11 protein-coding genes are annotated in these 12,386 nt (G+C 75.1%); 5 read left to right on the forward strand and 6 right to left on the reverse strand.

The genetic code is table 11. The annotated features are described in order from the left end of the window. The 5 genes from D476_RS33580 to D476_RS0116740 all read left to right on the forward strand — a co-directional run. Nucleotides 1–502, forward strand: a 502-nt coding sequence (locus tag D476_RS33580) for a YhgE/Pip family protein (RefSeq protein ID WP_040726521.1), incomplete at its 5' end; no start/stop codon positions are given. A gap of 91 nt (nt 503–593) precedes the next feature. Continuing rightward, a complete protein-coding gene (locus D476_RS0116725) occupies nt 594–1,181 on the forward strand; it encodes a TetR/AcrR family transcriptional regulator (protein WP_017625080.1) in 588 nt (195 codons plus the stop codon). 341 nt (nt 1,182–1,522) lie between these two features. Continuing rightward, the gene (locus D476_RS33585; RefSeq protein ID WP_017625081.1) at nt 1,523–2,065 is read left to right on the forward strand and encodes a P-loop NTPase family protein; all 543 of its coding nucleotides are present in this window, start codon (nt 1,523–1,525) and stop codon (nt 2,063–2,065) included. Then, complete coding sequence (locus D476_RS0116735; protein ID WP_017625082.1) at nt 2,066–4,429, forward strand: YhgE/Pip domain-containing protein; 2,364 nt, start codon at nt 2,066–2,068, stop codon at nt 4,427–4,429. A 390-nt stretch (nt 4,430–4,819) separates the two neighbouring features. After that, nucleotides 4,820–5,218 carry a DUF3592 domain-containing protein gene (locus D476_RS0116740; protein WP_017625083.1) on the forward strand — a complete coding sequence of 133 codons (399 nt, stop codon included), beginning with the start codon at nt 4,820–4,822 and terminating at the stop codon, nt 5,216–5,218. A gap of 24 nt (nt 5,219–5,242) precedes the next feature. Here D476_RS0116740 and D476_RS0116745 read toward each other — a convergent pair whose 3' ends face one another. The 6 genes from D476_RS0116745 to D476_RS0116770 all read right to left on the reverse strand — a co-directional run. Beyond that, a complete protein-coding gene (locus tag D476_RS0116745; protein WP_017625084.1) occupies nt 5,243–6,478 on the reverse strand; it encodes a cytochrome P450 in 1,236 nt (411 codons plus the stop codon). Further along, entirely contained in the window at nt 6,475–8,073 is a 1,599-nt protein-coding gene (locus D476_RS0116750; protein ID WP_017625085.1) for an AMP-binding protein, read from the reverse strand. The genes D476_RS0116745 and D476_RS0116750 overlap by 4 nt, the downstream gene beginning before the upstream one ends. Further along, on the reverse strand, nt 8,073–9,230 hold the full coding sequence (locus D476_RS0116755; RefSeq protein ID WP_017625086.1) for a thiolase domain-containing protein: 1,158 nt from the start codon (nt 9,228–9,230) through the stop codon (nt 8,073–8,075). Before D476_RS0116755 ends, D476_RS0116750 begins: the two co-directional genes overlap by 1 nt. Then, nucleotides 9,227–10,249, reverse strand: coding sequence for a hypothetical protein (locus D476_RS0116760; protein WP_017625087.1), 1,023 nt, complete (start codon nt 10,247–10,249; stop codon nt 9,227–9,229). Before D476_RS0116760 ends, D476_RS0116755 begins: the two co-directional genes overlap by 4 nt. Then, complete coding sequence (locus tag D476_RS0116765) at nt 10,239–11,180, reverse strand: Zn-ribbon domain-containing OB-fold protein (protein ID WP_017625088.1); 942 nt, start codon at nt 11,178–11,180, stop codon at nt 10,239–10,241. Before D476_RS0116765 ends, D476_RS0116760 begins: the two co-directional genes overlap by 11 nt. Further along, nucleotides 11,170–12,386 (reverse strand): AMP-binding protein (locus tag D476_RS0116770; RefSeq protein ID WP_017625089.1); only part of this gene is annotated, 1,217 nt, incomplete at its 5' end. The genes D476_RS0116765 and D476_RS0116770, both read right to left, overlap by 11 nt.

Raw genomic sequence — 12,386 nt, forward strand, 5'->3', positions numbered from 1 at the left:
CTCGGCCGCCCCGTCCTGGCGGATCGCCCTGGCCGGGTGGGTCCCGGCGGCGGCGATCGGCGCCGCCCAGGTGGGGATCAGCCTGGCCGTGCTGCACCTGTACCCGGGGCTGGAGGCCGACCGCTGGCCGGCCACCATCGGGCTGCTGCTGCTGACCACGGCCGCCTACACCGCGGTCGTGCAGTGGGCCAACGCCCGCTTCGGCTCGGCCGGGCGCATCCTGGCGCTGGTGCTGCTGATGCTCCAGCTCACCTCGGCCGGGGGCACCTACCCGGTGGAGACCAGCCCGGGGTTCTTCCAGGCGATCTCCCCCTACCTGCCGATGAGCTGGGTGGTCTCGGCGCTGCGGGTGCTGATCAGCGGCGGCGACACCACGGTGGTGCTGCAGGCGTGCGGGGCCCTGACGGCCTACACACTGGTGTTCGGGCTGCTGACCTGGCTGGCCGTGGCACGCAAGCGGATGTGGACGATGAGCGCCCTGCACCCGGCGCTGAAGCTGTGAACGTCGGGCGGGGGCGCCGCGACCGGGGCCCCCGCCCGGGGAAGGCGGGATAATGGCGGTCGCACCCATCCCCCGTACGCAGGAGCGACCCGTGAGCGCGCGACGCGAGGCCACCCGGCAGCGCCTCTTCCAGGCGACCCTGGAGGAGGTCTCCGCCCACGGCCTGGACGGTGTGACCGTGGACCGGATCGCCGAGCGCGCCGGTCTGGCCAAGGGCACCGTCTACTACAACTTCGGCGGCAAGAACGAGCTGTTCTCCGCCTTCCTGGAGTGGGGCGTGGACCGGTTCGCCGCCATGCTCCGCGAGGGCGCGGTGGGCCCACCGCGCGAGGCGCTGTCCGGGCTGGTCCGGGCCGAGCTGCAGTTCATCGCCGAGTACGAGGACCTGGCCCGGCTGCTGCTGTCGGAGTCCTGGCGGACCAACCAGGCCTGGGAAGCCACCGCGCTGCGCATCCGGCGCCAGGCGATCGACGTGTTCACCGGGCTCCTGGACGCGGTTCAGGCCGAGGGGGGCATGCGGCCGGGCCTGGACACCGGGGTGGCCGGGTCGGCGGTGTTCGGGATGGCGCTGACGGCGGCCCTGGAGTGGCGCACGCTCGACCCGGACCGGCCGCTGGAGGAGGTGCACGCGGTGCTCATGCGGCTGGTCGACGACATCCTGCGGGCCGAGCGCGCCTGACCGCTCCCCTCCCCCGCCCCGCCGCGCGCCCGATGGTTCGGGCTTCGTCCGGGTATCGCCAAGTCCGAGCGTGGCGCGTTGCCCCCGCGCTCTCCGGCGCCCAGGCTCGTGACCAGGGCGGACGTAGGCGAGCCGAGGGGGGCGGATGCGCCGCGCGACGGGGGTCCGGGTGCTGGCCGAGGATGTCGAGCTGCGCACCGGGGAGGGAAGGGTCTTCTCCGGGGTCGGCCTGGAGGCCGCCCCGGGGTCGCTGACCGCCGTCGCGGGCGACTCCGGCAGCGGCCGCACCGCCCTGCTGCTCACCCTGGCCGGGCGGATGCGCCCCNGGCGGCCGCCTGCTGGTGGACGGGCACGCGCTGCCCCGCCGCGCCCGGAAGGTGCGCGGCATCGCCGCCCTGGGGCTGTCCGAGGGCGTCAACGACCTGGACGAGCGGTTGCGCGTCGCCGAGCACCTGACCGAGCGGATGCTGCTGCGGCTGCGTCCCGCCCCCAAGGCCGCGGCCGCCCCCGCCCTTGAGGAGGTGGGGCTGGGCGGCCTGGACACGCGCACGCTCGCCAAGGACCTCACGGGCCTGGAGCGCCTCCGGCTGGGGGTGGCACTGGCCCTGTTGGAGGAGCCGCGCCTGCTGCTCGTCGACGACGCCGACGCGGGCCTGACCCGGGAGCACCGCCGGGAGTTCTGGGGGACGCTGCGCGCACTGGCCGACACCGGGCTGACCGTCGTCGCCGCCTGCGGCGACCCCGCCGGGGCCGACGAGGACACCGCCGTGGTGCGCCTGCACCGCCCGCCGCGCCCCGAACGCACCGGCCCGAAGAAGGGCACCGGCGCCGGACGCAAGCGCGCGCTCCACCTGTCGGAGCTGTTCGCGCGCAAGGAGGGCTAGATGAAGGCCCCCAGGTTCACGCTGCCCAAGCCGACACCGCCGAAGATGCGCTTCCTGCCCACCCCGCGCCTGGGGTGGCTGTCGGCCCGCTCCTTCCTGCGCCACCCGCTGACCATCGCCGCGCTGTGCGCTCTGACGGTCATCCCGCTGCTGTACACCGGCATGTACCTGTGGGCGTTCTGGGACCCCTTCGGCAAACTGAGCAACCTGCCGGTCGCACTGGTCAACGAGGACGAACCGGCCACCGCCGACGGCGAGACCGTCACCGCCGGGGACGACCTCACCGAGGAGCTGGTCAGACGCGGCGACCTGGCCTGGCGGGTCACCGACGCCCGCGACGCGGCCGCCGGGGTCGCCGACGGCCGCTACTACGCCTCCATCACCATCCCCGAGGACTTCAGCGCCGACCTGGCCTCCCCCGCCGACACCGGCAGCGACCCCACGCGCGCGCGGCTGGAGGTCCACTACAACGACGCCACCAACTACATCGCCTCCGAGCTGCTGGCCCTGGGGCTCACCGAGATCGAGAAGGCGGTCGACGAGACCGCGATCTCCCGGTACCTGGACACGATGTTCGTCGGGTTCAACGAGATCCACTCCCGGACCGAGGAGGCCGCCGACGGCGCCGACCGGCTGGCCGACGGCGCGTCGGAGGCCAAGGACGGCTCCGGGCGGCTCTACGAGGGGCTGGGCGACGCCGAGGACGGCGCCGGGGAGGTCGCCAGCGGCGCCTCCTCCGCCGAGGAGGGGGCGGGCGAGCTGGCCGACGGCGCGGCCACCGCCGAAGACGGCGCGGACGAGCTGGCCGACGGCGCCTCCGCGGCCGAGGGCGGCGCCGCGGACCTGGAGTCGGGGCTGGGCGAGCTGCACGCGGGGGCGGCCGACCTGGCCGAGGGCGCCACCTCCGCCTCGGACACGGTGAACGCCAAGGCCGACGAGATCGACCGGCTCGCCGACGAGTGGATCCCCCTCCTCAAGGAGCACTCCCCCCAGATCGAGAAGGACGCGGGGGACGTCGCGGCCGCCGCCGACGAGCTCGCGACCGCCCTGGACGACCTGCCCGAGATCTGCCACGAGACGACCGCGCGGCTCACGGCGTTCAAGGAGGACCTGGACGACCCGGCGAAGTACCCGGACATCCCGCCGGAGGTGCGGGAGGCCCTCAAGGAGGGGATCGACCTCGCCCTGAAGGCCGACGCGTACGTGGAGGAGCACCGCGACCGCATCGACGGCATCGCCTCCGACGCGCGCGCGGTGCGGGACCTGGCCCAAGAGCTGAAGGACGAGGCGCCCCACCTGGCGGACGACGCCGAGCACGCCCGGGACCAAGTCGACGAGCTCGCCTCGGGGCTGGAGGAGCTGGCGTCGGGGTCCCGTGAGCTGCGCGACGGCCTGTCCGACGCCGAGGACGGCGCGGGCGACCTGCACGACGGCCTCGTCGATCTGGAGGACGGGGCCGACGAGCTGGCCGGGGGCCTGGGCGACCTGAAGGACGGCGCCGACGAGCTGGACTCGGGGCTCGGCGACCTGGCCTCCGGGGCCGGTTCCCTGGACGAGGGCATCGTCGAGCTGCATACCGGCGCCGGGGACCTGGACGACGGGCTGGGCGACCTCAAGGACGGCTCCGCCGAGCTGGCCGGGGGCCTCCAGGACGGGGCGGAGCAGATCCCCACGTTCGACGAGGACTCCCGCAGCGCCCGCGACGCGATGATGAGCGCGCCGACCCGGCTGGCCTCCTCCACCTCCAACCCCGTGCCGGACTACGGGACCGGCTTCGCCCCCTTCTTCCTGGGCCTGTCGCTGTGGGTGGGCGCCATGGTGGTGTACATGGTCCTGCCGACCGCCCCGGGCCGGGCGCTGGCCTCCACCGCCCCGTCCTGGCGGGTGGCGGTGGCGGGGTGGCTGCCGGGCCTGGCGCTGGGGGCGGCGCAGGCCGTGGTGATGGTCACCGTCCTGCACCTGCTGCTGGGGCTGGACGCGGTGGACTGGCCGGGGCTCATCGGGTTCCTGGTGCTGGTGGCCGCCGCCTACACCTCGATCGTGCACTGGGTGGACGCGCAGTTCGGCGCGCCCGGGAAGGTCATCGTGCTGGTGATGCTGATCGTGCAGATCGTCTCGGCCGGGGGCACCTACCCGCTGCAGACCAGTCCGGGCCTCCTCCAGGCCGCCGCGCCGTTCATGCCGATGTACTGGGCGGTGACCGCGAGCCGCCACCTGATCAGCGGCGGGGACCCGCAGGCGGTGCTGCACGCCTGCCTGGTGCTGGGCGCCTACACGGCGGGCGGGCTGCTGCTGGGCTGGGCGGCGGTGGCCCGCAAGCGGACGTGGACCATGTCCCGGCTGCACCCGGCACTGGAGCTGTGAGCGCAGGAGCGGTGGGCGGAGACGGTGAGGGGCCGGGTCCCACCACGGACTCCGGCCCCGCCGTACGGGCCCGAACGCGCCCGGCCGGGCCCCGCGCGGCCTCCGGCGCGGCCCCGTATTCCCCGCCGTCGGCCGTGTCCGACGCTACCGACGGGCGCCAGGGCGCGGCATCGGTCCGTGAGCGTATCCGCGCCTACGCCGAAAGGCGGGGTCCCCCTCGTCCCGGAGTAGGGCGCACCGGCGGGCGTGTCATGGGTGGCGCACGGGCGTGCGCGGACCGTGTGCACCCCGTATGCGCAGCGTCAGGGCGGGGCGGGGCGGCTATCGGCGGCCCGCCGGGTGCTCTAGCCTGAGCCCTGGTGCCGACCGACCCCGTGGAGTAGAGCCGCCGTGGCCGATATATACCCCCTGCTGCCGATCGCCGCCGGCATCGCCGTCATGTACGCCTACTTCCGCCACGCGCTGTGGACGGCCCTGCTGATGCGCAACGGGCTGCGGGCCGAGGGCGAGGTCGTCGGGTACGCCGAGTCCAACACGACCGCCCGGATGATCGTGCGGTTCACGACGCACCTGGGCGAGGAGGTCCACGCCCAGCACGAGAGCACGGGGTGGACCGCCTCGAAGCACGGTGAGACGGTGACCGTCACCTACCACCCGAACCGCCCGGAGGTGGCGCGGATCGTGGACGCGCCGTGGCTGAGCAACTGGGTGCACATCATGTTCGCCGTGGTGGGCGCGGTCCTCATCGTGGTCGGGCTGTACCTGGGCTACCTGCGCTGGATCGTGTGAGGCCCCGGCCCGCCCGCCGACGGCTCACCGGTACCGCACCGGCAGGTGCTTGACGCCGTTGATCCACGACGAGCGGAACCGCTCGGGCGGGCCCAGCGCGCGCAGGCCGGGCATCCGGTCGGCGATCGCGTTGAAGATCAGGCCGATCTCCATCCGGGCCAGGTTGGCGCCCAGGCAGTAGTGCGCCCCGGTGCCGCCGAACCCCAGGTGCGGGTTGGGGTCGCGGCCGATGTCGAAGGCGAACGGGTCGGTGAACACCTCCTCGTCGAAGTTGGCCGAGCTGTAGTAGAGCCCCACGCGCCGCCCCTTCTCCACGGGGACGCCGCCGATCTCGGTGTCGTCGGTGGCGGTGCGCTGGAAGGCGATGACGGGGGTGGCCCACCGCACGACCTCGTCGGCGGCGGTGGCGGGCCGCTCCCGCCGGAAGCGCTCCCACTGCCCGGGGTGGTCCAGGAAGGCGAGCATGCCGTGGGTGATGGCGTTGCGGGTGGTCTCGTTCCCGGCCACGGCCAGCAGGATGACGAAGAAGCCGAACTCGTCGTCGGTCAGCCCGCGCCCGTCGACGTCGGCGTTGACCAGGGCGGAGACGATGTCCCGGCGGGGCGCCTCGCGCCGGTCGGCGGCCAGCGCCATGGCGTATTCGAGGATCTGCGCCGAGGCGACCGCCGGGTCGACGGTGTACTCGGGCTCGTCGTAGCCGAGCATCTCGTTGGACCAGGCGAACAGCCGCCCCCGGTCCCGCTGGGGCACGCCGATGAGGTCGGCGATCGCCTGCAGGGGCAGTTCCATGGCGACGTCGGTGACGAAGTCGCCGCCGCCCTTGTCGGCCGCGCGCGCGGCGATGCGGTCGGCGCGCTCGGCCAGGGCGTCGGACATGCGGCCGATCGCGCGCGGGGTGAAGCCCCGCTGCACGATCTTGCGGAGCTTGGTGTGGTCGGGCGGGTCGATGTTGATGAGCAGGTGGTTGCGCTGGACGTCCATGGCGTCGGCGTCGATGCCCTGGAAGTAGCGGACCACGGCGGTGTTGGCGTGGGTGGAGAAGAGCCGGGAGTCGACCGAGGCGGTGCGCACGTCGGCGTGGCGGGTGAGGATCCACAGCCCGCCGTCGTCGAAGCCGTGGCCGGGGGGCTGGGGGTTCCAGTAGACGGGGCGGGTGCGGCGCAGCTCGGCGAACTCGGCGTGCGGCACGCGGTCGGCGATCAGGTCGGGGTCGGTGAAGTCGAAGCCGTCGGGGACGGGGCGCGGGCTCGGTGCGGTCATGGCGGTGCGTCCTTCCTCGGCTGGGGAGGTGCGGGACCGCGGCCTTCGGCGGCCGCCGCGCGGGCCCAGCGGTAGTCGGCCTTGCCGCTGGGCGAGCGCTGCACCCGCGGGACGATCCGGTACAGGCGCGGCGCCTTGTACCCGGCCAGGCGGGCGCGGACGTGGGCGTCCAGGTGCTCGGGGGCGGGGGGCGGCGCCCCGTCGGGGGCGGCGACGACGGCGGCCACGCGCTCGCCGAAGCGGGTGTCGGGCACGCCCACCACGACCGCGTCGCCGACGCCGGGGGCGCCTTTGAGGACCGCCTCGACCTCCTCGGGGTGGACCTTCTCCCCGCCGGTGTTGATGCAGACCGAGCCGCGGCCGTGGAGCACCACGGTGCCGTCGGCCTCGACCGTGGCCATGTCGCCGGTGAGGGTGTGGCGGACGCCGTCGACCTCGACGAACACGGCGGCGGTCTTGTCGGGGTCGTTGAAGTAGCCCAGCGGGACGCGCCCGGCCCGAGCCACCGTGCCCACCTCGCCCGACCCCGGGGCCACGGGGCGCAGGCCGGGGCCGAGCACGGTGATGCGCTCGTCCTCGAACCGGTAGCGCAGCCCGGTCTCGGGGACGGACCCCGCCACGCCCCAGGCGACCAGGCCGGTCTCGGTGGAGCCGTAGTTGTCCATGACCATGCGGCCGGGCAGGGCCCGCTCCAGGCGCTCGCGCACCGCCCCGGACAGGATCGCCCCCGTGGAGCTGACCACCAGCAGCGAGGACAGGTCGTAGCCGCCGCGCTCGATCTCCTCGGCCAGGGGCGCGGCCATGGCGTCGCCGACGATGTTCATGGTCAGCACCCGCTCGCGCTCGACCGCGCGCAGCACCTCGGCGGCGTCGAAGGAGGGGACGAGCACGAGGGTGCCCCCGGCCCAGAAGGTGATGAACGCGGCGAGCTGGGCGGCGCCGTGCATGAGCGGGGCGGCGGGCAGCATGACCACGCCCTCGGTGGCGGCGGCCCGGTCGACCGCCTGTGCGGGGGTGGCGGCGGCCTCCCCGCCGGGGTTGCCGCCCCCGTGCCCGGCGAAGAACAGGTCATCCTGGCGCCACATGACGCCCTTGGGCATGCCGGTGGTTCCGCCGGTGTAGATGATGTAGAGGTCGCCGCCGGAGCGGGCGGGGAACGGCGGGCCGTCCGGGGCGGAGGCCAGCGCCTCCTCGTACCCGTCGGGCACCCGGACGGTGCAGCGCAGCGAGGGCGCGGCGGAGGCGGACCCGGCGACCCGGCCGTCGAAGGCGGCGTCGTGCACCAGGGCGGCCGGGTCGGCGTCGGCCAGCAGGGAGCGCAGCTCACCGGCGACGTAGCGGTAGTTGACGTTGACCGGGACCGCGCGGATCTTCAGCGCCGCCAGCAGCGCCTCCACGTAGTGCGGGCCGTTGTACAGGTACTGGGCGACCCGGTCGCCGGGGCGCACCCCGCGGGCGGCCAGGTGGCGGGCCAGGCGGCCCGCGCGCGCGTCCAGCTCGGCGTAGGTGCGGCGCTCGTCTCCGCAGACCAGGGCGGTGCGGTCGGGGACGCGGGCGGCGACGCCCTCGAAGAGGTCGGCCAGGTTGAACTCCATCAGCGTCGCTCCGATCCGACGATCCACATGGCGAAGAACTGGGACCCGGCGCCGTAGGCGTGGCCGAGGGCGGTGCGGGCGCCCTCCACCTGGTGGTCTCCGGCGCGCCCGCGCACCTGCTGCGCGGCCTCGGCGAAGCGGATCATCCCGGAGGCGCCGACGGGGTTGGTGGACAGCACGCCCCCGGAGGGGTTCCAGGGGGTGTCGCCGTCCAGCGCGGTGGCCCCCTCGTCGGTCAGCCGCCACCCCTGCCCCGGCCCGGCGAAGCCGAGGTTCTCCAGCCACATGGGCTCGTACCAGCTGAACGGCACGTACACCTCCGCGGCGTCGATGCCGCGGCGGGGGTCGTCCACCCCGGCCTGGGCGTAGACGTCGGCGGCGCAGTCGCGGCCGGCCCGGGGGTCGACCGCGTCGCGCCCGGCGAAGGCGATGGGCTCGCTGCGCACGGCGGCCCCGCGGATCCAGGCGGGTGGGCCGGGGGCGGCGCGGGCCTCCTGCTCGGCGGCCAGGACCATGGCGCAGGCCCCGTCGGAGGAGGGGCAGGTCTCCAGGTAGCGCAGCGGCTCCCAGAGCATGGGGCTGGCGGCGACCGCCTCCGGGGTGATGCCGGGCATGCGCAGGTGGGCGTAGGGGTTGAGCAGGGCGTTGCGGCGGTCCTTGGCGGCGACGGCCCAGCCCACGTGCTCGGGGGCCTTTGCGCGCTCGATGTAGGCGCGGATGAAGGGGGCGAAGTAGCCCCCGGCGCCGACGACGAGGGAGGCCGAGAAGGGCTGGCCGACGGTGAGCGCCCAGGTGGCGTTGGACTCGGACTGCTTCTCCCAGGCCACGGCCAGGACCCGGCGGAAGGCGCCGGAGCGCACGTGGTTCGCGGCCACGATGGCGGTGGACCCGCCCACCGACCCGGCGGTGTGCACGCGCAGCAGCGGCTTGCCGCGGGCGCCCAGGGCGTCGGCGAGGAACAGGTCGGGCATGGCCACGCCCTCGAACAGGTCGGGGGCCTTGCCCAGCACGACCGCGTCGATGTCGGCGAAGCCCAGCCCGGCGTCCTCCAGGGCGCGCAGGGCGGCCTCGCGCACCAGGCCGGGCATGGACACGTCGGTGCGCCTGCTGCGGTGGTGGGTCTGGCCGACGCCGATCACCGCGGCCGCTCGGCTCATCGGGGGCCTCCTTCCGGGGCGGCCTGGAGGACCGCGACGAGGTTGTGCTGCAGACAGGGGCCCTGGGCGGCGTGGGCGGCGGCCCGGTCGGCGGTGCCGTCGGCGACGCGGCGCGCGGCCTCGCCGATGCGGACCAGGCCGGTGGCCATGACGGGGTCGGCCGCCATGGGGCCGCCGGAGGGGTTGACCTCGGTGTCCGGGCCCAGGCCGAGGGCGGCGCGCAGCAGGGCCTCCTCGTGGGGGTGGCGGGCGTGGAGTTCGGCGACGTGCACGGGGCCCTTGTCGACGCCCGCGGCGGCGGCCGCCTGCTCGGCGGAGGCGCAGCGGGAGAGGTCCCGCGCGGCGGGGCTGTGCACGTCGATGCGGTGTTCGAGGCCGGTGATCCAGGCGGGGCGGACGCCGCGCGCGCGGGCGATGCGCGAGGCGGCGGGCTCGGTGGCCAGCAGGACCGCGGCGGCGCCGTCCGCCGGTTGCGCACGGCCGACGGCACCGGCCGCGTCCTGGGCGCAGACCCCGGCGTCGATGGCGGCGCGCGCTTGGAGGGCGGCCAGGTCGTCGGCGTCGACGCCCAGCGGGGCCAGGTAGTAGGGGTCGAGGGTGCGGGCGAGGATGTCGGGCAGCGACCCCTGGGTGGGTTTGCCGAAGCCGTAGGCCAGGGCGATGCCGCCGGTGCCGCCCTCCCCCGTTCCCTCCGCTCCCTCCGCTCCCTGCGTACCGAGCAGGTGCAGCCACGCCTCGTAAAGGGCCCAGGCCGCGTCCATCTCCACGTGGCTCTCGCTGATGGGCGGCCAGGCGCCCAGGGAGTCGAGGGCGCCGACGAAGGAGAACGGCGCCCCGGCGAGGTAGTCGAAGCTGCCCGAGACGGTGAAGCCGACGTCGGAGCGGTCGATCCCGGCCTGGTCGAGGACGCCGGTGACGACGCGGTGGACCAGGGCGGGTTCGGCGGCGGCGGTGCCGCCCGGGTGCACGTCGGCGGCGTAGGCGACGACGGCGACGCGCGCGGGGGCCTCAGTGCCCATCTCCGCTCCCCCTCTCCTGCTCCTCCGGGACGAACCAGCGGATGCTGGGCCGGGTACGGCTGCGCTCCTCGGGCGGGAGCCATTCGGCCCGCAGGCGCATCCCCGGGCGGACCCGCTCCGGGTCGACGCCGCTGACCAGCGCCAGCAGGTCGACATCGGCGCCGTCGAGCCGGACGTATCCGGTGACGAAGGGCACCTGCGGGGCGCGGGGGTCGGGCACGTGGTTGACCGAGAAGGTGGTCAGCGTGCCGGTGGGCGGCAGCTCCACGTCCCCGGTGACGGGGGTGCCGTCGGCGGGGTCGACGTCGCGCGGGGGCACGTACACCGCCCCGCTGCGGGCGCGGGAGCCGAGGATGCGGCCCTCGGTCTGGGCCTCCAGGTAGCGGGCGAGGGCGGCGTCGGCGCGGATGGTGTAGTCGAGTCGGCCGGTGTCGCGGACCTCGGTCACCTCGGGGCGCAGGCAGGCGATGTCGGTGATGGCGCCGGTGCGTTCGGCGGCCGGGAGCAGGCGGGGGCGGACCCGCAGCCCGGCGCGCAGCGACCGGGGCGGCTCGCCCCCCGCGTCGGCCCCCGTGTCCAGGGCGTGCAGCAGGGCGGTGTCGGCGCCGTCGAGGAGCACGGTCGCCCAGGCGAAGGGGCGGTCGAAGGGGTGGGCGGGGCGGGGATCGGCCACCCAGCACCAGGCCTGGACGGTTCCGGCGGGGCCGACCTCGCAGAACTCGCCGGTGACCGGGGAGCCGTCGTGGGGGTCGTACTCGGTGGGCGGGAACAGCACCCGGCCGGACGCGGCGCGGACGCCGACCAGGCGGCCGTCGCGCAGCTCGGTGAGGAACCGGCCGATGACCGGGCCGGTGCTGCGGGTGTAGCCGCCGGGGAAGGCGACGGTGTGCGTTCCGACGAGGGGGTCGGGGTCGGGGGGCTCAGTCGGCATTCTTCTCACGGCCCTCCCAGTAGGGGTCCCGGAGGCGGCGCTTGGGCAGCTTGCCGTTGGGCTCGCGGGGCATCTGCGCGATGAAGTCGATGGTCCGGGGGTGCTTCATGCGGGCCAGGCGGCCCTGCAGGTGGCCGCGGATGCGCTCGGCGAGCTCCGGTCCGGGCGCGGACCCGGCGGCGGGCTCGACGACCGCCTTGACCTGCTCGCCCCAGTCGTCGTCGGGGACGCCGAAGACGGCGGCGTCCATGACCTCGGGGTGGGTGAGCAGCTCCTTCTCGATCTCGGCGGGGTAGATGTTGGCTCCGCCGGAGATGATCACCTCGGAGGTGCGGTCGCTGAGGTAGAGGTAGCCGTCCTCGTCCAGGCGGCCGATGTCGCCGAGGGTGAAGAACCCGTCCAGGCGGGCCTCGTCGGTCTTGCGGCGGTCGCCCTTGTACTCGAAGTCGGGGCCGAGCATGCGCATGTAGACGGTGCCGGTCTCGCCCGGCGGGAGGGTGCGGCCGTCGTCGCCGACGATGCGCAGCTCGGTGATGGGCCAGGGGCGGCCGACCGAGCCGGGGTGGGCGTGCCGGTCCTCGGGGCGCTGCACGGTGCCGCCGCCCTCGGTGGCGGCGTAGTACTCGTAGACGCACTCGCCCCACCAGGCGAACATCGCCGCGCGCACCTCCTCGGGGCAGGGGGCGGCGCCGTGCACGAGCCAGCGCATGGAGGAGGTGTCGTAGCGGGCGCGCACCTCTTCGGGCAGGTGGAGCAGGCGCTTGAAGTGGGTGGGGACCATGTGGGTGCCAGTGACGCGGTGGCGCTCGACCAGGCGGAGGAACTCCTCGGCGTCCCAGCCGTCCATGTAGACCACGGTGTGGCCCATGTGCAGGGCGGTGGTGCTGAACTGGGTGACGGCGGTGTGGTATGTGGGCGCGGTGACCAGGTGGGCGTTGCCGGGGCCGGGCTCGATGCCGAAGAACCCGAACAGGGCGGTGCCCAGCTCGGCCGCGTCGTCGGGGTCCAGGCCGCTGAGCGCGCGGCGCACGCCTTTGGGGCGGCCGGTGGTGCCCGAGGTGTAGTGCATGGTCTGCCCGGCGGTGCGGTCCTCGGGCATGCGGTCGGGGTGGCCGCCGGTGAAGGTGTCGAAGGGGACGAAGCCGGGGACGTCGCCGAAGCCGATGCGCGCGTCTTTGGGGAGGCGGGGGGGGGCGGCGCCGCGGA

Source organism: Nocardiopsis chromatogenes YIM 90109, assembly GCF_000341185.1.
Classification (GTDB): domain Bacteria; phylum Actinomycetota; class Actinomycetes; order Streptosporangiales; family Streptosporangiaceae; genus Nocardiopsis_A; species Nocardiopsis_A chromatogenes.